Genomic DNA, 22,271 nt, shown 5'->3' with positions numbered 1-22,271 from the left:
TTTTGCTTTATCGCACCACCGGCAAACTGGTCGTCGACTTGATCTCCGACAACGCCACGATCGAATTCACCTCCTGAATCCCCGGCACCATCGACAGTTTCTCGAAAAAGAAACGCTCGTAGGCCTCGATGTCCGCCGTGACAATCCGCAGCAAGAAATCCACCGCCCCCATCAGCACGTAACACTCCAGCACCTCCGGAAAGCCGCGAATCGCCTCGGTGAATTCGGTGAAGTTCGAACGCCCGTGGGCATTGAGTTTCACCTCCGCGAAGATCTGCGTGTTCAGGCCGATTTTCTTGCGGTCGAGCAAGGTCACCTGAGCGCGAATGATGCCCTCCTCTTTCATCCGCTGAATCCGCCGCCAGCACGGCGATTGCGAGAGCCCCACCTGTTCGGCGATCTGTGCGCTGGAAAGCGAAGCATCCTCTTGCAGCAAGGCGAGGATCTTGCGGTCGTAGCTGTCCAGTTCGCTTTGCATAAAAAAACCCTTAATCGACTGACAAGTGAATTGATTTATTCTTCAATTCTGCAATACAGCCAATCATAGAGAAGAAATACCCGGCACAGGATGTAAACATTTCTCCAATGATTTTGGAGCCAGACCATGCCGTATCTCGAAGCCGTAAACACCCCACCTGCCCGTTCCGATGTCTGGAACGTCGGTAACGCCCATTGCCGGGTTCGCTATCAAATGCTGGCCGAGGCAGAACCGGACCTGCTGTGTCGTGCCCTCAATCTGTTCGCTTTGCAACTGCTCACCCCGGAACAGGTCAACGCACAGCGCCAGGACGACTGGCTGAACATCGAGATCGTCATCGACGGTTTGAGCTGGCACCGCGCGCAAGTGATTGCGGAAAAACTTCGTAACCTGATCAGCGTTTGCTCGGTGGAGCTGCAAGAAGCTGATTCCCCATGGGCCGAAGCGGCTCAAGCGGCGGGCTGAAAAACGCCGAAACGGCTTTGTCGGGTAGTGGCCCAGCTGTCAGCCGGGCCACGGCTATCCTTTGCGCACTGTCGTTCAAAAGGAGCCCGCATGTCCGTACATCTCGCCTTTCAGGACCGCTGGCTGGATCTCAATGACCTGCTGCGCGAACTGGTCGCCCAGAGCTTTATCAGTCAGGATTCGGCCGAACACGCGCTCAATGCCCGTCGCCGCAACGCTTCCCTTGGCCAGATGCATCCGCTGGAGTTCATTGCCAGCCAACAGCTGGACGATCTCAGCCGTCCCGGCAAACCGCTGGACCTCGAGAGCCTGACCTTGTGGCTATCCCGGCAGGCCGGCCAGCCTTACCTGCGCATCGACCCGTTGAAAATCAATGTCGCTGCCGTGACCCCGCTGATGTCCTATGCCTTCGCCCAGCGCCACAAGATCCTCGCGGTATCGATCGACCGCGAGGCGGTCACCGTGGCCAGCGCCCAACCTTATGTCAGCGGTTGGGAAGCTGACCTGACCCATGTGCTCAAGCTGCCGATCAAGCGCGTGGTGGCCAACCCGGTGGACATCCAGCGCTTCAGCGTCGAATTCTTCCGCCTGGCCAAATCGGTCACTGGGGCGAACAGCGCCGACCCGCAAGTCAGTACCCTCGGCAATTTCGAACAGTTACTCAACCTCGGCGCCAGCGACCAGGAGCCCGACGCCAACGACGCACACATCGTCAACATCGTCGACTGGCTGTTCCAGTACGCGTTCCAGCAGCGTGCCAGCGACATCCACATCGAGCCCCGGCGCGAGCAAGGCACGGTGCGTTTTCGCATCGACGGCGTGCTGCACAACGTCTATCAATTCCCGCCCCAGGTCACCATGGCCATCGTCAGTCGCCTGAAAACCCTGGGGCGCATGAACGTCGCGGAGAAACGCAAACCCCAGGACGGCCGGGTGAAAACCAAGACCCCGGACGGCGGAGAGGTCGAACTGCGCTTGTCGACACTGCCCACGGCCTTCGGCGAAAAAATGGTCATGCGGATCTTCGATCCGGAAGTATTGCTCAAGGATTTCGACCAGCTTGGTTTCTCCGCCGACGACCTGCGCCGCTGGCAAGACATGACCCGCCAGCCCCACGGCATCATCCTCGTCACCGGGCCGACGGGTTCGGGCAAGACCACCACCCTCTATACCACCCTGAAAAAACTGGCGACGCCGGAGGTCAACCTCTGCACCATTGAAGACCCGATCGAAATGGTCGAGCCTGCGTTCAACCAAATGCAGGTCCAGCACAACATCGACCTGACCTTCGCCGCCGGCGTGCGCGCGCTGATGCGGCAAGACCCGGACATCATCATGATCGGCGAGATCCGCGACCTCGAAACTGCAGAGATGGCGATCCAGGCCGCGCTCACCGGGCACCTCGTGCTGTCGACCCTGCACACCAACGACGCACCCAGCGCCATCAGCCGCCTGCTGGAGCTCGGCGTGCCGCACTACCTGATCAAGGCCACGGTGCTTGGCGTCATGGCCCAGCGACTGGTGCGAACCCTGTGCTCGCACTGCAAGGCGCCGCTGACGCTGGGCGAAGACGACTGGCAAACCCTGACCCGCCCCTGGCAAGCACCCTTGCCGACCAATGCCCAGCGAGCCATCGGTTGCGTGGAGTGCCGCGACACCGGTTATCGCGGTCGCGCCGGGGTCTACGAAATCATGCAGTTGAGCGATGGCATCAAAGCGCTGATCAGTCCTGATACCGACCTGCTGGCCGTGCGGCGCCAGGCATTCAAGGAAGGCATGCGCAGCCTGCGGCTGTCAGGAGCGCAAAAAGTCGGCGCCGGGCTGACGACCATCGAGGAGGTTCTGCGCGTGACACCCCAGAGCGAGCAGAACTGAGACCCGGCTGTACTTATCCGGCATCGGCACAGCTACACTCCAGCGATTGAAACTCCACAGATCCACACATCAACAAGGAATCGTTATGCAGATCGGTAGTGTGCTTTTGCTTTTTGTCGGCCTGGTGGTCGCCATTCTGTTCATGGGTTTCAAGGTCGTGCCCCAGGGCTTTGAATGGACAGTCGAGCGTTTCGGTCGCTACACCAACACGCTCAAGCCGGGTCTGAACGTCATCATTCCGGTCATGGACCGCATCGGCCGCAAGATGAATGTGATGGAAAGCGTGCTGGATATTCCGCCGCAGGAAGTCATCACCGCCGACAACGCCACGGTGCAAATCGACGCCGTGTGCTTCTTCCAGGTGGTCAACACGGCCCAGGCGGCCTATGAGGTCAACAACCTCGAACACGCCATCCGCAACCTGCTGCAAACCAACATCCGCACCGTGCTCGGCTCGATGGAACTCGACGCCATGCTCAGCCAGCGTGACGGGATCAACGAAAAACTGCTGCGCACTGTCGACGAAGCGACCGCGCCGTGGGGCATCAAGATCACCCGGATCGAGATCAAGGACATCAGCCCACCCGCCGACCTGATGGCGGCGATGTCGGGGCAGATGAAAGCCGAACGGATCAAGCGTGCACAGATCCTCGAAGCCGAGGGCCTGCGCGCCGCAGCGATCCTGACCGCGGAAGGCAAGAAGCAGGCACAGATCCTCGAAGCCGAAGGCAGTCGCCAGGCCGCGTTCCTGGAATCCGAAGCCCGCGAGCGGCAAGCCGCGGCAGAAGCACAGGCGACCAAAGTGGTGTCCGAAGCCATCGCCAGCGGCAACGTGCAGGCGGTCAACTACTTCGTCGCGCAAAAGTACATCGATGCGCTGGGCAAGCTGGCTTCGGCCAACAACAGCAAGGTGATCCTGATGCCGCTGGAGGCCAGTTCGATGATTGGCGCGGTGGGCGGCATTGGCGAAATCGTCAAGGCCACTTTCGATAACAAGAAAGCCTGAGGCGCGCCATGTGGGCATTTTTGCAGCACCTTTCGTTCTGGGACTGGTTGGCGCTGGGCACGGTGCTGTTGATTCTTGAGGTGTTCGGCGCCGGCGGTTACCTGCTGTGGATCGGCATGGCTGCGGCCGCCGTGGGCGTCTTGACCTTCCTGCTGCCGGACCTGTCCTGGGAATGGCAGTTTCTGCTGTTCGGCCTGCTGTCGATCACCACCGCGTTGTACTGGTGGCGACGTCAGCGCACGGCGGCGCGCCCGAGCGATCAGCCGCACCTGAACCTGCGCGGTCAGGATCTGATCGGCAGAACCTTTGTGGTGCATGAAGCGATTGTCGACGGTCGCGGCAAAATCAAGGTGGCCGACGGCGTGTGGATGGCCCGAGGGCCGGATGCTGGCATTGGCAGTCGCGTGCGGGTGGTCGGCCAGCAAGGCGCAATCCTGCTGGTCGAAGCGGCGGATTAGGCGACCACGGAACTCGATTGGGGGTTGGCAATCCAACCGCGTAGTCAACCCAGTGGAGTCACCCTGTCATGCGTTTCAAACTTGCTGTCGCTACCGTCGCGCTGTTGTCTTTGCCTGTCGGTTCGGCGATGGCCGATACTTTTTGGCGTAACGTTCTCACCTCCGGCGCAACCACCGGTTCGAGCTATCTGACATCCAAGGATAACAAGCTGGTTGTCGCAGCCCAGGACGATGCCAGCAGCTTCGTCGCCAGTGATGGCAGTATCCGCGGCCCGTACCTGGAAGCGGCCATGCAGAAAGTCCGCGCCGACAACCCGGGCCTGCAAGCCACGGACATGGAGCTGGCAAACGCGATCCTGGCGAAGAATGCCGTGGCTTCGGAGTAAGCGTTGCGAATGAAAAATGCCGCTCATATGAGCGGCATTTTTTTTGCTTTGCGAACACAACCTCATGTTCACTGATACCCCTGTGGGAACAGCCTGAAATGTCAGCGGTAATCATCCACCGGCACACAGGCACAAAACAGGTTCCGGTCTCCATACACGTTGTCCACCCGGTTCACCACCGGCCAGTATTTGTGCGCCTTGGTGTGCGCGTCTGGCGTGACCGCTTGCACGATGCTGTATGGCCGCTCCCACACGCCGGTGATATCGGCCAACGTATGCGGCGCACCTTTCAACGGGTTTTCTTCAGCCGGCCAATTGCCGTTCTGCACCTCGTTGATTTCCGCGCGGATGCTCAGCATTGCCCCGATGAACCGGTCCAGCTCCGCCTTCGACTCACTTTCGGTCGGTTCAACCATCAGCGTCCCCGGCACCGGAAACGACATGGTCGGGGCATGGAAGCCGTAATCCATCAAGCGCTTGGCCACGTCCTCCTCGGTAATGCCGGTCAACGCCTTGAGCGGACGCAGGTCGAGGATGCATTCATGGGCCACCCGCTCGTTGCGCCCGGTGTAGAGCACAGGAAAGGCACCGGACAAATGCCGCGCCAGGTAATTCGCGGCGAGGATCGCCACTTCGCTGGCGTCCGCCAACTGCGGCCCCATCATCGCGATGTACATCCAGCTGATCGGCAGAATGCTTGCGCTGCCCCAGGGTGCTGCGCTGACGGCGCCATTTTGTGGAAGCGGGCCGTCGATCGGCACCACCGGATGGTTGGCCACGAACGGCGCCAGATGCGCCCGAACACCAATCGGCCCCATGCCCGGCCCACCGCCACCATGGGGAATGCAGAAGGTCTTGTGCAGGTTCATGTGCGAGACATCGGCGCCAATATCTGCCGGTCGTGCCAACCCGACCTGAGCATTGAGGTTGGCGCCATCCATGTACACCTGCCCCCCGTGATGGTGGATCACTTCACAGATTTCGCTGATTCCCTCCTCATACACGCCATGGGTCGAAGGATAGGTCGCCATCAGGCAGGCGAGTTTGTCTGCGGCCTGTGCGGCTTTTTCCTTGAGGTCATCCAGGTCGACGTTGCCCGCCTCGTCACACTCGACGATCACCACGCGCATCCCGGCCATCTGCGCCGACGCGGGATTGGTGCCATGAGCCGACGAAGGAATCAGGCAAATATCGCGGCCGCCCTGTTGCCGGCTCTCATTGTATTTGCGGATTGCCAGTAGCCCGGCGTATTCACCCTGGGCACCGGAGTTGGGTTGCATGCAGATCGCGTCGAAACCGGTGATCGCACACAACCAGCGCTCCAGCTCTTCGATCATCAGCCCATAACCGGCGGCCTGTTCCTTGGGCACGAACGGGTGCAGGTTGGCGAACTGCGGCCAGGTAATCGGGATCATCTCGCTGGTGGCATTGAGCTTCATGGTGCAGGAGCCCAGCGGGATCATCGATTGATTGAGCGCCAGGTCCTTGTTTTCCAGTTGCTTGAGGTAGCGCAGCATCTCGGTTTCGCTGTGATGGGCGCTGAACACGGGATGGCGCAGATAAGGCGAAGTTCGCACCAGCCCTTCGGGAATACCGCCAGGCAAGACCTCGGCATCCAGGTCATCGACGCTGAGCCCGTGATCGGCCCCCAGGAACACATCGAACAGCTTCGCCACGGTGCCTTCGTCGCAGGTCTCGTCAAGGCTCAAGCCCAGTTGGCCGCGCCCGAGAATGCGCAGGTTGATCTGTGCGGCCCGGGCACTTTCGATGATCGCGGTCTGGGCTCCGCCGACTTCCAGCGTCAGGGTGTCGAAGAAGTGCCGGTTGATCCGGGTGATACCGTTGCGCTCTAGCCCGGCGGCCAGGATGCAGGTCAGCCGATGAACCCGCTGGGCGATCCGCTTGAGCCCTTCGGGGCCGTGGTAGACCGCATAGAAACTGGCGATATTGGCCAGCAGCACCTGGGCCGTGCAGATGTTGGAGTTGGCCTTCTCCCGGCGGATGTGTTGCTCGCGGGTTTGCAGGGCCATGCGCAAGGCGGTGTTGCCCCGCGCATCTTTCGAAACACCGATGATCCGCCCGGGAATTGCCCGTTTGTATTCATCGCGGCTGGCAAAAAATGCCGCGTGAGGCCCGCCGTAGCCCATGGGCACGCCAAATCGCTGGGACGAACCGAACACCACATCGGCACCCAGTTCACCTGGCGGGGTCAGCATCAACAGGCTCAGCAAATCCGTGGCGACGCAGGCCAGGGCCTGTTGCGCGTGCAGATGATCGATCAGCGGCCGCAGGTCGTGGATTTCACCGTGGGTGTCGGGGTATTGCAGCAATGCGCCGAACACCTGGTGCTGCTTCAAGTTATCCACAGCGTCAACGATCAGCTCGAAGCCGAAACCTTCAGCACGGGTCTGCACCACGGAAATGGTTTGCGGGTGGCAGTTTTCGTCGACAAAGAACAGGTTGCTTTTGGACTTGGCGACCCGCTTGGCCAGGGCCATGGCCTCCGCCGCGGCGGTGGCCTCATCAAGCAGTGAGGCATTGGCCAGCTCCAGGCCGGTCAGGTCAATGGTCAGTTGCTGGAAGTTAAGCAGCGCTTCGAGCCGCCCTTGGGCGATCTCAGGTTGATAAGGGGTGTACGCGGTGTACCAGCCGGGATTTTCCAGCACGTTGCGCAGAATGACGGCCGGTGTGAGGGTGCCGTGGTAGCCCATGCCGATCAGGCTGGTCCAGACCTGGTTCTGTTCGGCATAACCGCGCAGCTTGGCCAGCGCGGCCTCTTCATCGAGTGCCGGGGGCAGATCCAGCGCCCGGTTGAGACGGATGCCCGGCGGCACCGTCTGCTCGATCAATTCGACCCGACTGCCCAGGCCGAGGCTGTCGAGCATCGCCTGCTGCTCGGCGGCATCGGGCCCGAGGTGGCGGCGCAGAAAGGCATTGGGGTCGCGTAACTGGCTCAGGGACGGCAACTGGGACATGACGGGCTCTCTCTTGACTGGCGCTCAGCGTCGATGCAACACGGTCAAACCAGCATAGCAGTCGATCTCCCGGTGGATGGCGTAGCGCGCTCGAGCAATCCGGATCATCATGTCCGCCGCCTGCCCAATGTCCGCTGATCGGTGACTGTATCCATGAGCCAACTGCCTTTCCTGCCGTTTTCCAAACCTACTATCGATGAAGCCACGATTGCCGCCGTCGGCGACGTATTGCGCTCGGGCTGGATCACCAGCGGCCCAAAGGTCCAGGCCTTCGAAGCGCAACTCTCGGAGTATTTTGGCGGGCGCCCGGTGCGCACCTTCAATTCCGGCACCTGCACCATGGAAATCGCCTTGCGGATTGCCGGGGTCGGGCCGGGCGATGAAGTGATCACCACGCCGATTTCCTGGGTGGCCACCGCCAACGTCATCCTGGAAGTCGGCGCCACCCCGGTGTTTGCCGACATCGACCCGGTAACCCGCAACATCGATCTCGATCAACTGGAAGCGGCGATTACCCCCCGCACCAAAGCCATCATCCCGGTGTACCTCGCCGGTTTGCCGGTGGACATGACGCGGTTGTACGCCCTGGCGAAAAAGCACGGCCTGCGGATTGTCGAAGATGCGGCCCAGGCATTGGGCTCCAGCTGGAACGGTCAACGCATTGGCTCGACGGGGGATTTCGTGTCCTTCAGTTTCCAGGCGAACAAAAACGTCACCTCATCCGAGGGCGGTTGCCTGGTGCTGAATACGGCCGAAGAAGTACGACTTGCAGAGAAATACCGGCTGCAGGGCGTTACCCGCAACGGCTTCGATGGCCTGGATGTCGACGTGCTGGGTGGCAAGTTCAACATGACCGACGTCGCCGCGGCCATTGGCCTGGGGCAATTTGCTCATATCGAAGCCATCACCGCTCATCGCCGTGACCTGGCCCGGCACTATTTCGCCTGTTTTGGCGAGGATTTCGAAGCGCAGTACGGAGCGCAACTGCCGCCAGCGGATTTCGAGAACAGTAACTGGCATCTGTTCCAGCTGGTATTACCGGAACGCACGGATGGCAAACCGGCGCGGGCGACTTTCATGGAGCAGATGCAGGCATTGGGTGTCGGGATCGGCTATCACTACCCACCGATTCACCTGTTGAGCCTGTACCGCGAGTGCGGCTTCAAGGAGGGCATGTTCCCGGTCGCTGAGCGGGTCGGTCGGCTGATTGTCTCGCTGCCGATGTTCACGGCGATGAGCAAAGCGGATGTCGAGCGTTCGGTGGCGGCCGTGAAGGCCATCTTGCGGCCTTGACTCAACCTTGATTCGGCCTTTGTAGGAGCTGCCGAAGGCTGCGATCTTTTGATGTTAAAAACAAGATCAAAAGATCGCAGCCTTCGGCAGCTCCTACGGGGCGAGCATTACTCGCCGATGGCAGCCTTGTAGCCGGCGGCATCCAGCAGTTTTTCCAGGTCTGCAGCGTTGCCTGGCTTGAGCTTGAAGATCCACGCGCCGTACGGGTCGCTGTTGAGCAGTTCCGGCGAAGCGCTCAGTTCTTCGTTGACCGCGATCACTTCACCGGCAATCGGGGAGTAGATGTCGGAAGCGGCTTTAACCGATTCAACGACACCCGACTGATCACCGGCAGCAAACACGTTGCCGACTTCAGTCAGCTCGACGAACACCACATCACCCAGCGCTTCCTGCGCGTGATCGCTGATGCCCACGGTGACGGTGCCATCGGCTTCCAGACGTGCCCATTCGTGACTTTCGGCAAAACGCAGGTCGGCAGGGATATTGCTCATGTTCTGTGTCCTCAGGAAATTGTCAGCGGTCGTTAACCGCTGGAAAAGATTAGATCAAGGTTTTGCCGTGGCGTACGAAGGTCGGCTTGACCACCCGGACCGGGTACCACTTGCCACGGATTTCCACTTCAGCGCGGTCGGCTGTTGCCATCGGCACGCGCGCCAGTGCAATCGACTTGCTTAGCGTAGGAGAGAAACTACCACTGGTGATCTCCCCTTCGCCAACATCAGCGATACGAACCACCTGATGAGCACGCAAAACACCGCGCTCCTCAAGGACCAGCCCTACCAGTTTGTGCTGTATGCCGGCGGCCTGCTCGGCTTCCAGCGCCTTGCGCCCGATGAACTTCCGGGTGGCGGGCTCCCAGGCAATGCTCCAGGCCATATTGGAGGCCAAGGGTGAAATATCCTGCTGGATGTCCTGACCATAAAGGTTCATGCCGGCTTCGACCCGCAAGGTATCCCGCGCGCCAAGGCCGATGGGAGAAATCCCGGCACCGACCAGATCGTTGAAAAAGCCTGGCGCCTGATCGGCCGGCAGAATGATTTCCAGGCCGTCTTCGCCGGTATAACCGGTGCGCGCGATGAACCAGTCACCATCGGGCAGGCCTTCGAAGGGCTTGAGGAGCTGGATCAGGTTGCCGCGGGACTGGCTGACCAGTTCGGCAATTTTCTGCCGGGCGTGAGGGCCCTGGATGGCCAGCATCGCCAATTCGGAACGCTCGCGAAGTTGCACGTCGAAACCGTCGAGATGCGCTTGCATCCAGGCCATGTCCTGATCGCGGGTGGAGGCGTTGACCACCAGGCGATAACCCTCATCGAGACGGTAGACGATCATGTCATCGACGATCCCGCCCTGCTCGTTGAGCATGGTGCTGTACAAAGCACGGCCGGGGCTGTGCAGGCGTTCGACATCATTGGCCAGCAAATGCCGGAGCCAGGCTTTGGCCTGGGTGCCGCCGACATCGATTACGGTCATGTGGGATACATCGAAGACACCGCAATCGCGGCGCACCTGATGGTGCTCCTCGACCTGCGATCCATAATGCAGAGGCATGTCCCAACCGCCAAAATCGACCATCTTCGCGCCGAGTGCGAGATGAAGGTCATACAGAGGCGTACGCTGTCCCATGGGTTTCTCCTTCCGGGCGTGGCGAAGGCGCGGGCAGGTGCTGCACGGACTGAATGCCTTGAAACAAAGGGCCTTCAGCCGATTTCAGCTACCTGGTCTGTCAGACTGACCGCACCGAATGCCGCGCATTGTAGCCGCAAGGTGTAGGACTGACACCTAGCTGTTTCGATGCGCCGAGCGCCGGATCAATCCGATGACCGGCAACAGCCCGACCAGCACCAGGGTCAAGGCCGGCAAAGACGCCCGCGCCCATTCGCCTTCGCTGGTCATTTCGAAGATTCGCACTGCCAGCGTGTCCCAACCAAACGGGCGCATCAGCAAGGTCGCGGGCATTTCCTTGAGCACGTCGACGAACACCAGCAGCGCGGCGCTCAACGTGCCGGGTAGCAATAATGGCAGATACACTTTGAAAAACAGTCGTGGCCCACTGACGCCAAGGCTACGTGCCGCTTCGGGCAAAGATGGCCTTATACGCGCCAGGCTGCTTTCCAGCGGACCGTAGGCCACCGCAATGAAACGCACCAGATAGGCCAGCAACAACGCCGACAGGCTGCCCAGCAGCAGTGGCTTGCCCGCGCCACCGAGCCAGCTCGAGAACGGGATCACCAGCTCGCGATCCAGGTAACTGAACGCCAGCATGATCGACACCGCCAGCACCGAACCAGGCAAGGCATAACCCAGATTGGCCAGACTGATCCCGGAACGAATGACCCGGGTGGGTGCCAGTCGTCGGGCAAACGCCAGTAACAAGGCGACGCTGACGGTGATCAACGCCGCCATCGCCCCCAGGTACAAGGTATGGACGATCAACCCGGTGTAGCGCTCGTCGAGATCGAAGCGCCCGCGCAACCAGAACCACACCGCCAATTGCAGCATCGGGATAACGAAGGCGCAGGCGAACACCAGACCGCACCACGTCGTGGCCGCCAGTGCCTTGATGCCTCGCAGGTGATACAGCGCCTTGACCCGTGGTCGCTCGTTGCTCGCCCGGTTGGCCCCACGGGCACGCCGTTCGCCGTAGAGCACGAGCATCACCACCAGCAGTAACAGGCTGGCCAGTTGCGCGGCGGACGACAGGCTGAAAAAACCGTACCAGGTCTTGTAGATGGCCGTGGTGAAGGTATCGAAGTTGAACACCGACACGGCGCCGAAGTCCGCCAGGGTTTCCATCAAAGCCAATGCCACGCCCGCACCGATGGCTGGTCGCGCCATGGGCAACGCCACCCGCCAGAACGCTTGCCAGGGCGACTGGCCAAGGACTCGCGCGGCTTCCATCAGGCCCTTGCCCTGGGCGAGGAAGGCGGTGCGCGCCAGCAGATAGACATAGGGATAGAAAACCAGCACCAGCACCACAATCACCCCACCCGTGGAGCGCACGCGCGGCAGCCGCAGACCACTGCCAAACCACTCGCGCAGCAGGGTTTGCACGGGGCCGGCGAAATCCAGCAGGCCGACGAAGACGAAGGCCAACACATAGGCAGGGATCGCGAAGGGCAGCATCAGCGCCCAGTCCAGCCAGCGCCGGCCGGGGAATTCGCAAAGGCTGGTGAGCCAGGCCAGGCTGACACCCAGGGCGGTCACGCCGACACCGACGCCTAGCACCAGGGTCAGTGTATTGCCCAGCAACCGCGGCATCTGTGTGTCCCAGAGATGGGACCAGATCTGTTGATCGATGGTTTGCCAGGAAAGCAGCAGGACGCTCAGGGGCAACAGGACCAGCGCAGCGATGGCGAAGACGACGGGATACCAGCGGCGTTGGGCGGGATGGGCCAAGGAAGTTCTCTAGAAAATACAGTTTGTGGCGAGGGAGCTTGCTCCCGCCGGGCTGCGTAGCAGCCCCAAAACGCGGAAACCCGCGCAGATTTTGTGAGTGCTGCGCACTGGAGCGCCAGCCCGGTCAAGCGGGAGCAAGCTCCCTCGCCACAGGGATAGTGCTCGGCCTTACTTTACCAGCAACAGCCTATGAACTCAGTTCCAGCCAGCCTTGTCCATCAGGCGAATCGCCTCGGCCTGGCGCTTGCCGGCGATTTCCACAGGCAAGGTATCAGCGATGAACTTGCCCCACGCGGCGACTTCAGCCGATGGCTGCACGGCCGGGTTCGCCGGGAACTCCTGGTTCACGTCGGCAAAGATTTTCTGCGCTTCAGGAGTGGTCATCCACTCCACCAGGGCCTTGGCCGCTTCCGGGTGTGGCGCGTGTTGTGTCAGGCCGATACCCGACAGGTTGATGTGTACGCCACGGTCAGCCTGGTTCGGCCAGAACAGCTTCACCGGCAGGTCTGGCTTCTGCTTGTGCAGGCGGCCGTAGTAGTAGGTGTTGACGATACCGACGTCGCACTGGCCGGCGTTGATCGCTTCCAGCACGGCGGTGTCGTCGGAGAACACGTCAGTGGACAGGTTCCTGACCCAGCCCTTGAGGATTTCCTCGGTCTTCCCGGCGCCGTGCACTTCGATCATGGTCGCGGTCAGGGACTGGTTGTAGACCTTCTTCGCCGTGCGCAGGCACAGGCGGCCTTCCCATTGCTTGTCGGCCAGCGCTTCGTAGGTGGTCAGTTCACCCGGCTTCACCCGATCAGTGGAGTAGGCGATGGTCCGCGCCCGCAGGCTCAGGCCGGTCCAGGCATGGGAGGCAGCCCGGTATTGCAGGGGAATATTGGTGTCGATGGTTTTCGAGGTGAACGGCTGGAGGATGCCCATCTGCTCGGCTTGCCAGAGGTTACCGGCATCGACGGTCAGCAGCAGGTCGGCCGGCGTATTCGCGCCCTCGGCCTTGAGCCGCTGCATCAGCGGCGCTTCCTTGTCGGTGATGAACTTCACTTTCACGCCGGTCTTGGCGGTGTAGGCATCGAATACTGGCTTGATCAGCTCGTCGATTCGCGAGGAGTAGACCACCACTTCGTCAGCGGCCTGGGCGGCGGTGCTGCCGATCAGGGTCAAGGCCAGTGCAGTCAGTAGACGCTTCGGTGCCAACATGGGAGCGGTCTCTCGATTGAAAAATGAGGACAAATGATAAGGACTCACATTTAGCTTCTCAATCGAAGCTGGCCGTGGAGGAGTTACCAGATGTTGCTTGAGCTGGAATATGAGGTGACTGAACTGCCGCCATCGCGAGCAAGCTTGCTCGCGATGAGGCCATAAGCCTCAACGAAAATCTCAGAGCTTGGCAAGCGCCGGCAAATCCCCGGTCAACCCCAGCGCTTCACGCACGAACAACGCCTTGGCTTCCGGCATCTTCTCCACAATTTTCAACCCGGTATTACGCAACCAGCGCACCGGCAACGGATCGGCCTGGAACAAGCGCTCGAAGCCTTCCATCGCCGCCATCAGCGCCAGGTTGTGGGGCATGCGCCGACGTTCGTAACGGCTGAGGACCTTCACATCCGCCAGGCGTTCGCCACGTATTGTCGCTTGCAGCAACACTTCGGCCAGCACGGCGGCATCAAGGAACCCGAGATTCACCCCCTGCCCGGCCAACGGGTGAATGGTGTGGGCCGCGTCGCCGATCAATGCCAGGCCTTCAGCCACATAACGCTTGGCATGCCGCTGGCGCAGAGGCACACACAGGCGCGGGTCAGCGCTAAGCACCTCGCCGAGCCGACCTTCAAAGGCCCGCTCCAGCTCCTTGCGGAAACCTTGTTCATCCATCGCCATCAGGCGTTCGGCTTCGCCGGGTGTGGTCGACCAGACGATCGAACACCAATCCTGTTGGCCGTCGCGCTCAAGGGGCAGAAACGCCAACGGACCGTTATCGGTGAAGCGCTGCCAGGCCGTCATCTGATGCGGCCTGGCGCAACGCACGCTGGTAACGATGGCATGGTGCAGATAATCCCATTCGCGGGTCGCCACACCGGCCAGGCGTCGCACCGCCGAGTTGGCGCCATCCGCCGCGATCACCAGCGGCGCGCGCAGGGTGCGGCCGTCGGCCAGGGTCAGCAGCCAATCATCGCCGGAGCGGCGCATCTGCTCCAGGCGAGCATTGGCCAGCAACCCCAGGTCGCAATCGTGCAGGCGCTCGAGCAAGGCATCCTGCACCACGCGGTTCTCGACTATATGTCCCAGTACCTCGGCATGCACGCTGGTCGCCGAGAAGTGGATTTGCCCGGTGCCGCTGCCATCCCAGACCTGCATGTCGGTGTAGGGGCTGCTGCGCCGCCCGGCGATGCCGTCCCACACACCCAGTCGCTCGAGAATCCGCTGGCTGGCGGCCGACAAGGCGCTCACCCGCGGTTCAAACGCAGCCTGAGCGTTGAACGGTTTGACGCTCATGGGGCTGCCGTCCAGCAGCAGGACTTCCAGCCCGCTGTCCTGCAACGCCAGCGCCAGGGCGCTGCCGACCATTCCGGCCCCGACAATCAGCAGATCTGCGCGCATTTCCATGCTTTAAGCCTGTCTCTCTTGCGGCTTGAGCCGCACGTAAAGGGTTTTCCCGACCCGCGCCACCCAGTGGCAAGAGCCGTCATGAATGCCGAACCTGCAGGCAGGTATTTTTATCGATCGTGCCTTGCCGAATCCGCGGATCAGCCAGTCACGCATCCGGTCGCGTACCCAACCCCATCGCCTGCCGGGCAAACCAGCGTTTGGCCGGTGGCAGCAGATCCAGGCCGAGCAAGCCGATGTTGCGCCCCAGGGACACCAGCGGCTGGGTGCTGCCGAACAGGCGCGTAACCTGATCGGAGAAACCCACGGTGAGGTCCTGATCGAGTCGCTGGCGTTCGCGATAGGCCTGCAACGTGGCGAAGTCGCCCAAAGGGTTTTCGCTGGCGAGCAAGGCATCGGCCAAAGCCTGGGCATCGCGCAGGGACAGGTTGAACCCTTGGCCGGCGATCGGATGCAGGCTGTGCGCTGCGTTGCCGAGAATCGCCAGATGCGGGCGCACCTGTTCTTCAGCCTCGACCAGCGTCAGTGGATACAGATGCCGCGCACCCACCTGCTTCAATGTGCCGAGGCGATAACCGAACACACCCTGCAACTCGCTGAGGAAGCTGCGCTCATCCAGGGCCGCCAGGCGTTGCGCGTCCATGCCCAGGCGGGTCCAGACCAGTGCGCAGCGATTATCCGGAAGCGGCAGCAACGCCATCGGGCCTTCGTCGGTGAAACGCTCGAAGGCCATGCCGTTGTGGGCTTCGCTCGGGGTGATGTTGGCGATCAGCGCGCTCTGGTTGTACGGACGCTTGCGGATACCGATCCCCAACTGCTCGCGCAAGCCGGAACGGCCGCCATCGGCGAGCACCGCGAGGTCGCATTCCAGGGTGGTTTCATCATTCAGGGTCAGGCGATAGCCATCGGTCAGCGGCTCCATGCGGGTGACTTCCGCCGGGCAGCGCCAACTGATCACGTCCTTGTCCAGGCCTTGCCACAGGCATTGGCCGAGCCAGGCGTTTTCAACGACATAACCCAGCGCTGGAACACCCTCTTCCATCGCCGACAGCCGCGCCGTCGAGAACCGACCACGGTCGGAAACATGAATCTGCTTGATCGGCTCGGCGCGGCGCGAGACTTCCTGCCAGACGCCCAGCCGTTGATAGATCTGCCGCGAGCCGAAGGACAACGCCGAGGAACGGGCATCGTAACTCGGTTGATAGCTGTCGCCAGGGGCGAACGGTTCGATCAACACGATCTTCCAGCCCCGGGCCTTGGCCCCGGCCTGAAGCGCCAGCGCCAGGCTTGCACCGACCAGCCCGCCACCAATGATTGCCAGGTTGACTCGACTCATGCTGCCTGTGTCCGCGCGGCGGCCATCAGGGCCTCGATCTCGGCGACGGTTTTCGGCACGCCGTTCGTCAATATTTCACAGCCGGTTTTGGTGACCACTACGTCGTCCTCGATGCGCACGCCAATGCCACGCCATTTCTTCGCAACATTCTGGTTGTCCGGGGCAATATAGATCCCCGGCTCCACGGTCAGCGCCATGCCGACTTCCAGTACGCGCCACTCGCCGCCGACCTTGTATTCGCCGACGTCATGCACATCCATGCCCAACCAATGGCCGGCGCGGTGCATGTAAAACGCCTTGTAGGCTTCGCTGGCGATCAGTTCATCAACGTCGCCCCGCAGCAGGCCCAGTTTGACCAGCCCGGCGGTAATGACCCGGACCGTTGCTTCGTGTGCCTGATTCCAGTGCTTGTTCGGGGCGATTTCGGCAAAGGCGGCTTCCTGGGAAGCCAGCACCAATTCGTAAATCGCTTTCTGTTCCGCAGAATACTTACCGCTGACCGGAAAGGTCCGGGTGATATCACTGGCGTAGCAGTCGATCTCGCAACCGGCGTCGATCAGCACCATATCCCCATCCTTGAGCAACGCGTCATTCTGCTGGTAATGCAGGATGCAGCTGTTACGCCCCGCCGCGACGATCGACCCGTAGGCTGGCATCTTCGCCCCGCCCTTGCGAAATTCGTAATCGAGCTCGGCTTCCAGGCTGAATTCGTGCAACCCGGCGCGACAGGCCTGCATGGCCCGTACATGCGCCTGGGCGGAAATCCGCGCCGCCTCGCGCATCACTTTCACCTCTGCCGCCGATTTATACAGGCGCATGTCGTGCAGCAGATGATCCAGGGCAACGAATTCGTTCGGCGGCTGGGCACCGAGGTTGGCCTTGGAGCGGATCACGTTGATCCACTCCATCAGGTGGCGATCGAATTCGGGGTTGCTGCCCATCGCCGAATACACCCGGTCACGGCCTTCGATCAGGCCTGGCAGGATGTCGTCGATATCAGTGATTGGAAAGGCGTCGTCGGCGCCGAAGTCGCGAATTGCGCCTTCCTGCCCGGCACGCAGGCCATCCCACAGCTCGCGCTCGGCATTGCGTTCGCGGCAGAACAGGATGTATTCGCCATGCACGCGCCCCGGCATCAGCACCAGTACGGCCTGAGGCTCGGGAAAACCGCTGAGGTACTGGAAGTCGCTGTCCTGGCGGTAGACGTGCTCGACGTCGCGGTTACGAATTGCGACCGCGGCGGCGGGCAGGATGGCGATGCTGTTGGGTTCCATCTGCGCCATCAGGGCCTTGCGGCGACGGCTGTATTCCGATTTCGGGATATGAATCATGGGCAGATGGTTTTCCCTGTCTTACGATTAGTGCAAAGACGGTTTGGCAGCGACCTGCACGTCTTTTTTGGTCTCGGAGAACAGCAGCAGCGGTGCGACGCGCAGGTACTCCATGACTTCCATGTAGTCGTTTTCGCCGTCGTCGGACTCTTCCAGGGCATCTTGCACCTGGGAAATGGCCGCCAGATCCTGCAACACCTCGGTGGCCTCGGTGCTCAGGGCGCTGCTGTCACGGCAGTTCAAGCCAAAGCCACTGAGGAAGCCCTGGCACCACTCGCCCAGTGCAGCGGCACGCTCGGTGAGCGGGGCGTCGTCAGTCGGCAGCAGCAGAACGACGGTCACGTCATCGCCGGTGAGTTCGCCTTTTACCATCTCTTGCAGGCCGGTCAGGGCGTTGCGAACGTTGTCCTGCGGCTCGCTTTCGAGCAGTTCAGCGGCGTCGATCAGCCAGCCTTCGGCGTCGAAACCGGCGCCGGCGCAGCTGCGGCCGAGCAACAGCCCGTGCAGTTCAGCGGGCGAGACGTTGTGACCGCTGGAAGTCAGCAGGGTGGCGAAGGCTTGGTACGGGGAATTCTGAATGGTCATGGGCAGCTAGGCGCCAGACGGCGCTATGTCTAGAATGAAGGCCTTGTATCCTACATCGACAGACTCGCCAAGACTATTAAAGGCTGTCCGCCAGCTACCCCGTCAGACACAGTGGACAATATGGAAGACACCGACCTGCAAGCGCTGATGGCCAGACTCGAGCTGCTGATTACCCGAGTCGAGCAACTTAAGAGTCAAAACGCACTCTTACTAGCTCAGGAAAAGACCTGGCGCGAGGAACGCGCGCACCTCATTGAAAAAAACGAAATCGCCCGGCGTAAGGTCGAATCGATGATTTCGCGCCTCAAGGCCCTGGAGCAAGACTCATGAGTTCAAGCAATAGCGTCACCGTGCAGATCCTCGACAAAGAGTATTCGATCATCTGCCCTCAGGAAGAGCGCAGTAACCTGGTCAGCGCAGCCCGTTATCTGGACGGCAAGATGCGCGAGATCCGCAGCAGCGGCAAGGTCATCGGTGCCGACCGTATCGCCGTGATGGCCGCGCTGAACATCACCCACGACTTGCTGCACAAGGAAGAACGCCCGGATATCCAGGCCAGCGGATCGACCCGCGAACAGGTGCGTGACCTGCTCGATCGCGTCGATCTGGCGCTCGCCACCGATCCGGACGTCACCAAAGGCTGATTCGCGCCGCCGCTTGCGGTATAATCCCCTCACTCCCTGGGGTGCTTGCCAGTTGGCGATGTCCCTGAGCCGATTTGCTATACCCTGGAGGTTGCACGTTGGGCTGGTGTGCATGTCCGCTAGACGGAAAGCCTTAAAGCCTACTGCATCTTCCACCTTGAACTTTCGGGTTCAAGGGCTAAGTCGACAGCGGCACATTCGGGGAGCCTGATTTCAGTCCAATGCCGGTTTTGATACCGGCATTGGCGTTTTTACGGGTACGCTTCACGTATCCGCATTGTTGAAGCCCGAATACATGACCGAACCTGCGCTGCTCCCCCGCCCGCAACTTCGACGCATGCTGCGCAAGGCCCGCCGCGCACTGACTCCCAGTCAGCAACGCCAGGCCGCTCGCGGACTGTACAAGCAATTGGCCCAGCAACCGCTGTTCCGCCGCGCCCGGCACATCTCGCTCTACCTGCCCACCGACGGTGAAATCGATCCGCGCCTGTTGCTGCGCGCCGCGCAACGCCGGGGCAAGGCCACCTATCTACCGGTGCTGAGCGCCTGGCCGCGAACCAAAATGGTGTTCCAGCGCATCCGACCCGGGGAAAAACTCAAACCCAACCGCTTCCGTATTCTCGAACCACGGGCCAACCTCGCCCGGCAGCGCAAGATCTGGGCACTGGATCTGGTGCTGTTGCCATTGGTGGGTTTTGACGATGTCGGCGGGCGCCTGGGGATGGGCGGTGGCTTCTACGACCGCAGCCTGGCCTACCTGGCGCGACGAAACGACTGGCGCAAGCCGACGCTGTTGGGGCTGGCCCATGAATGTCAGAAAGTGGCGCGATTGGCTCAGGCGAGCTGGGATGTGCCGCTGCAAGGAACGGTGACAGACAAGGCCTGGTATTACGCAGGCTAGACGCCACTTCGATCAGTGGCGCCGAGGCAACAGGATCAGCGCTTGAAGGCGGTCGACTGTTGCTGCAATTGGGCGAGTTCGACCGGTGCATCGGTCTTGTTGGCCCACAGGCTTTGGGCATAGCCAGTGGTCACGACGCCAAGGCCAAACAAAATGACCAAAATCCATAGTAAATCCGGTTTGCGTTTCATCGATTGCCCCCCAAAGGCACATCAACACGATGACAGCAGCGGTTTCCGTTTGTAGGCCGTGCAGCAGCGTCAAGCTCTAAAGGCCGGCATTTTGCGACAACGTGAACCGCTGCGCAAATGCTGACGTCAACCGACTGTCGGTTTGTCATAAAATCGCCTACAAGCTGCTCAATCACCACGCAAGGAGCAACAGACATGGCCTATTGGCTGATGAAGTCCGAGCCCGACGAACTCTCGATCAAGGGGCTGGAAAAGCTCGGCAAAGCGCGCTGGGACGGGGTTCGCAACTATCAGGCACGCAATTTCCTGCGGACCATGGCGGTGGGGGATGAGTTCTTTTTCTATCATTCCAGCTGCCCTGAGCCGGGCATCGCCGGAATCGGCAAGATTGTCGAAGCCGCGTACCCGGACCCGACGGCGCTGGAGCCAGAGAGCCATTATTTCGACCCTAAGGCCACCCCGGACAAAAACGCCTGGAGCGCGATCGATGTCGAGCATGTCGAGACCTTTGCCCGGGTGCTGAAACTGGATTATCTGAAACAGCAGACGGCGCTGGCCGGCTTGCCGCTGGTGCAGAAAGGCTCGCGGCTGTCGGTGATGCCGGTGACGGCGGAGCAGTGGGCAGCGGTGGTTGCGCTCAAGCCGTAGGATTTGCAGCGTCTTTCAGAACGCCTTCGCGGGCAAGCCCGCTCCCACAGTGGATTTGTGTTGGAACATGATCATAAGTCCACCACGGAACCCTGTGGGAGCGGGCTTGCTCGCGAAGAGGCCCGTCAGGACAGCGAGAGTCTTATTGGATGATCAGGTTGTTGAACAACAAATCCTCAACCACCGGCTTACCGGTTTCATCACTCATGATCTGCTGGGTCTGCTTCAGCGCTTCCTGACGCAGCTTTTCCTTGGCCTCGACATTGTTCATCGTCTCGGTGGTCTGCTGGGCGAACAGCGCGACCAATTGATTGCGGATCAACGGCTCATTGGCCTTCACCGCCTTGGCGGCTTCGTCACCGGTTACCCGCAACGCCACATCGGCCTTGTAGACCTTCAGTTTCGGCGTGCCATCCAGCCCGTAGTTACCCACGAACGGCGGGCTCAGGGTGATGTAACTGACTTTCGGCGCTGCATCTTCCCTGGCTTCTTCGGCCACCGCTGCCACAGGCAGAGACAGGGCCAGCATCAACATGATCCACGCTTTCACAATTCGCTCCTTATCCGGTTAGCGGCCTAGCATAACGACCCGCCACGCCAGCACAAGCTTATGGCTGACTATCAGGGTCGGGCATGCTCGTTGACCCATCGACCCACACACCTACACTTATCGGCCATCACTCCCAAAGGAATAGCCCTGATGAAAGCCGTGCTGTGCAAAGCCTTCGGCCCTGCCGAATCGCTGGTGCTGGAAGACGTCGCCAGTCCTGTCGCAAAGAAGAACGAAATCCTGCTGGACGTGCACGCCGCCGGGGTGAACTTCCCCGACACGTTGATCATCGAGGGTAAATACCAGTTCAAGCCGCCCTTCCCGTTTTCACCGGGCGGTGAAGCAGCCGGCGTGGTCAGCGCAGTGGGCGAAAAGGTCAGCCACCTGAAAGTCGGTGACCGGGTCATGGCCCTGACCGGCTGGGGCAGCTTTGCCGAGCAGGTCGCTGTGCCGGGTTACAACGCGCTGCCGATCCCGCCATCGATGGACTTCAACACTGCCGCCGCCTTCAGCATGACCTACGGCACCTCGATGCACGCCCTCAAGCAGCGCGGCAACCTGCAGCCGGGCGAAACCCTGCTGGTGCTTGGTGCCTCCGGTGGTGTCGGCCTGGCGGCGGTGGAAATCGGCAAAGCCATGGGCGCCCGGGTGATCGCCGCGGCCAGCAGCGCAGAGAAACTCGCCGTGGCCAAGGCCGCCGGTGCCGACGAACTGATCAACTACAGCGAAACCAGTCTCAAGGACGAAATCAAGCGCCTGACCGACGGCCAGGGTGCCGACGTGATCTACGACCCGGTCGGCGGCGACCTGTTCGACCAGGCGATCCGCGCCATCGCCTGGAACGGCCGCCTGCTGGTGGTCGGCTTCGCCAGCGGGCGCATTCCCGAATTGCCGGTCAATCTGGCCCTGCTCAAGGGCGCGGCGGTGCTCGGCGTGTTCTGGGGCTCGTTCGCCCAACGTCAGCCGCAAGACAATGCGGCAAACTTCCAGCAGTTGTTTGGCTGGTTTGCCGAAGGCAAGCTCAAGCCGCTGGTGTCTCAGGTGTATCCGCTGAGCAATGCGGCGCAGGCGATCAATGACCTTGGCCAGCGTAAAGCGGTGGGGAAAGTGGTGGTGCAGGTTCGCTGAATCTCTATCTGCAATAAAAGC

At 61.2% G+C, this 22,271-nt stretch carries 23 protein-coding genes, 1 other RNA gene and 1 pseudogene; 12 read left to right on the top strand and 13 right to left on the bottom strand.

Annotation, left to right across the window (positions count from 1 at the left end; translation table 11 throughout):
- Window positions 1–7: 7 nt before the first annotated feature.
- The gene (locus tag ACM6IT_RS08155; protein WP_056726407.1) at window positions 8–478 is read right to left on the bottom strand and encodes an Lrp/AsnC family transcriptional regulator; all 471 of its coding nucleotides are present in this window, start codon (window positions 476–478) and stop codon (window positions 8–10) included.
- A 126-nt stretch (window positions 479–604) separates the two neighbouring features.
- Between ACM6IT_RS08155 and ACM6IT_RS08150 the strand changes: the two genes are divergently transcribed.
- From ACM6IT_RS08150 to ACM6IT_RS08130, 5 genes are all read left to right on the top strand, one after another.
- Window positions 605–943: a hypothetical protein gene (locus ACM6IT_RS08150; protein WP_056726406.1), complete on the top strand. Its 339-nt coding sequence runs from the start codon at window positions 605–607 to the stop codon at window positions 941–943.
- A 90-nt stretch (window positions 944–1,033) separates the two neighbouring features.
- The gene (locus tag ACM6IT_RS08145; RefSeq protein ID WP_414917792.1) at window positions 1,034–2,818 is read left to right on the top strand and encodes a GspE/PulE family protein; all 1,785 of its coding nucleotides are present in this window, start codon (window positions 1,034–1,036) and stop codon (window positions 2,816–2,818) included.
- 85 nt (window positions 2,819–2,903) lie between these two features.
- Complete coding sequence (locus ACM6IT_RS08140) at window positions 2,904–3,824, top strand: SPFH domain-containing protein (protein WP_056726404.1); 921 nt, start codon at window positions 2,904–2,906, stop codon at window positions 3,822–3,824.
- Between the two features lie 8 nt (window positions 3,825–3,832).
- Window positions 3,833–4,282 (top strand): NfeD family protein, encoded by a 450-nt coding sequence (locus ACM6IT_RS08135; RefSeq protein ID WP_414917791.1) that lies wholly within the window; start codon window positions 3,833–3,835, stop codon window positions 4,280–4,282.
- A 68-nt stretch (window positions 4,283–4,350) separates the two neighbouring features.
- Window positions 4,351–4,668 (top strand): DUF2388 domain-containing protein, encoded by a 318-nt coding sequence (locus ACM6IT_RS08130; protein WP_056726402.1) that lies wholly within the window; start codon window positions 4,351–4,353, stop codon window positions 4,666–4,668.
- A gap of 101 nt (window positions 4,669–4,769) precedes the next feature.
- Here ACM6IT_RS08130 and gcvP read toward each other — a convergent pair whose 3' ends face one another.
- Window positions 4,770–7,643: an aminomethyl-transferring glycine dehydrogenase gene (gene gcvP / locus ACM6IT_RS08125; RefSeq protein WP_414913507.1), complete on the bottom strand. Its 2,874-nt coding sequence runs from the start codon at window positions 7,641–7,643 to the stop codon at window positions 4,770–4,772.
- 153 nt (window positions 7,644–7,796) lie between these two features.
- Between gcvP and ACM6IT_RS08120 the strand changes: the two genes are divergently transcribed.
- Complete coding sequence (locus tag ACM6IT_RS08120) at window positions 7,797–8,936, top strand: DegT/DnrJ/EryC1/StrS family aminotransferase (RefSeq protein ID WP_414917790.1); 1,140 nt, start codon at window positions 7,797–7,799, stop codon at window positions 8,934–8,936.
- 107 nt (window positions 8,937–9,043) lie between these two features.
- On the opposite strand, the gene gcvH is transcribed toward ACM6IT_RS08120, so the two are convergent.
- From gcvH to ACM6IT_RS08075, 9 genes and pseudogenes are all read right to left on the bottom strand, one after another.
- Window positions 9,044–9,427 carry a glycine cleavage system protein GcvH gene (gene gcvH, locus ACM6IT_RS08115; protein WP_414917789.1) on the bottom strand — a complete coding sequence of 128 codons (384 nt, stop codon included), beginning with the start codon at window positions 9,425–9,427 and terminating at the stop codon, window positions 9,044–9,046.
- Window positions 9,428–9,476: 49 nt separating this feature from the next.
- Complete coding sequence (gene gcvT / locus ACM6IT_RS08110; protein WP_414913510.1) at window positions 9,477–10,559, bottom strand: glycine cleavage system aminomethyltransferase GcvT; 1,083 nt, start codon at window positions 10,557–10,559, stop codon at window positions 9,477–9,479.
- A gap of 156 nt (window positions 10,560–10,715) precedes the next feature.
- A complete protein-coding gene (locus tag ACM6IT_RS08105; protein WP_056726677.1) occupies window positions 10,716–12,332 on the bottom strand; it encodes an ABC transporter permease in 1,617 nt (538 codons plus the stop codon).
- Window positions 12,333–12,527: 195 nt separating this feature from the next.
- Window positions 12,528–13,532 (bottom strand): extracellular solute-binding protein, encoded by a 1,005-nt coding sequence (locus tag ACM6IT_RS08100; RefSeq protein ID WP_056726397.1) that lies wholly within the window; start codon window positions 13,530–13,532, stop codon window positions 12,528–12,530.
- Window positions 13,533–13,712: 180 nt separating this feature from the next.
- Window positions 13,713–14,930, bottom strand: a complete 1,218-nt coding sequence (locus ACM6IT_RS08095) for a 2-octaprenyl-3-methyl-6-methoxy-1,4-benzoquinol hydroxylase (RefSeq protein ID WP_414917849.1) — start codon at window positions 14,928–14,930, stop codon at window positions 13,713–13,715.
- A gap of 9 nt (window positions 14,931–14,939) precedes the next feature.
- Window positions 14,940–15,026, bottom strand: a pseudogene (locus tag ACM6IT_RS08090) (tetrameric acyl-CoA thioesterase); the annotation flags it as partial.
- A gap of 58 nt (window positions 15,027–15,084) precedes the next feature.
- Entirely contained in the window at window positions 15,085–16,272 is a 1,188-nt protein-coding gene (gene ubiH / locus ACM6IT_RS08085) for a 2-octaprenyl-6-methoxyphenyl hydroxylase (protein ID WP_414917788.1), read from the bottom strand.
- On the bottom strand, window positions 16,269–17,603 hold the full coding sequence (gene pepP, locus ACM6IT_RS08080) for a Xaa-Pro aminopeptidase (protein WP_056726394.1): 1,335 nt from the start codon (window positions 17,601–17,603) through the stop codon (window positions 16,269–16,271). The genes ubiH and pepP overlap by 4 nt, the downstream gene beginning before the upstream one ends.
- 27 nt (window positions 17,604–17,630) lie before the next feature.
- A complete protein-coding gene (locus tag ACM6IT_RS08075) occupies window positions 17,631–18,188 on the bottom strand; it encodes a YecA family protein (protein ID WP_056726393.1) in 558 nt (185 codons plus the stop codon).
- 120 nt (window positions 18,189–18,308) lie between these two features.
- On the opposite strand from ACM6IT_RS08075, the gene ACM6IT_RS08070 reads away from it, so the two are divergent.
- The 4 genes from ACM6IT_RS08070 to ACM6IT_RS08055 all read left to right on the top strand — a co-directional run bounded on the left by ACM6IT_RS08070 (window position 18,309) and on the right by ACM6IT_RS08055 (window position 19,733).
- Window positions 18,309–18,518: a TIGR02449 family protein gene (locus ACM6IT_RS08070; RefSeq protein ID WP_007940359.1), complete on the top strand. Its 210-nt coding sequence runs from the start codon at window positions 18,309–18,311 to the stop codon at window positions 18,516–18,518.
- The gene (locus ACM6IT_RS08065) at window positions 18,515–18,832 is read left to right on the top strand and encodes a cell division protein ZapA (protein WP_007982900.1); all 318 of its coding nucleotides are present in this window, start codon (window positions 18,515–18,517) and stop codon (window positions 18,830–18,832) included. The genes ACM6IT_RS08070 and ACM6IT_RS08065 overlap by 4 nt, the downstream gene beginning before the upstream one ends.
- A gap of 30 nt (window positions 18,833–18,862) precedes the next feature.
- A non-coding RNA gene (gene ssrS, locus ACM6IT_RS08060) (6S RNA) lies at window positions 18,863–19,041 on the top strand.
- Between the two features lie 86 nt (window positions 19,042–19,127).
- Window positions 19,128–19,733 carry a 5-formyltetrahydrofolate cyclo-ligase gene (locus ACM6IT_RS08055; protein WP_008048703.1) on the top strand — a complete coding sequence of 202 codons (606 nt, stop codon included), beginning with the start codon at window positions 19,128–19,130 and terminating at the stop codon, window positions 19,731–19,733.
- A gap of 35 nt (window positions 19,734–19,768) precedes the next feature.
- Here ACM6IT_RS08055 and ACM6IT_RS08050 read toward each other — a convergent pair whose 3' ends face one another.
- On the bottom strand, window positions 19,769–19,924 hold the full coding sequence (locus ACM6IT_RS08050; protein WP_007982896.1) for a hypothetical protein: 156 nt from the start codon (window positions 19,922–19,924) through the stop codon (window positions 19,769–19,771).
- 195 nt (window positions 19,925–20,119) lie between these two features.
- Between ACM6IT_RS08050 and ACM6IT_RS08045 the strand changes: the two genes are divergently transcribed.
- Entirely contained in the window at window positions 20,120–20,572 is a 453-nt protein-coding gene (locus ACM6IT_RS08045) for an EVE domain-containing protein (protein ID WP_056726392.1), read from the top strand.
- Window positions 20,573–20,714: 142 nt separating this feature from the next.
- Here ACM6IT_RS08045 and ACM6IT_RS08040 read toward each other — a convergent pair whose 3' ends face one another.
- The gene (locus tag ACM6IT_RS08040) at window positions 20,715–21,122 is read right to left on the bottom strand and encodes a flagellar basal body-associated protein FliL (RefSeq protein ID WP_414913513.1); all 408 of its coding nucleotides are present in this window, start codon (window positions 21,120–21,122) and stop codon (window positions 20,715–20,717) included.
- 150 nt (window positions 21,123–21,272) lie between these two features.
- On the opposite strand from ACM6IT_RS08040, the gene ACM6IT_RS08035 reads away from it, so the two are divergent.
- The gene (locus tag ACM6IT_RS08035; RefSeq protein ID WP_056726390.1) at window positions 21,273–22,250 is read left to right on the top strand and encodes an NADPH:quinone oxidoreductase family protein; all 978 of its coding nucleotides are present in this window, start codon (window positions 21,273–21,275) and stop codon (window positions 22,248–22,250) included.
- The last annotated feature ends 21 nt before the right edge of the window (window positions 22,251–22,271 follow it).

It is taken from the genome of Pseudomonas sp. IT-P4, from assembly GCF_949767755.1.
GTDB lineage: Bacteria > Pseudomonadota > Gammaproteobacteria > Pseudomonadales > Pseudomonadaceae > Aquipseudomonas > Aquipseudomonas monachiensis.
Note: the sequence above shows the minus strand (reverse complement) of the source record. Positions and strands in the feature narration are given on the sequence as shown.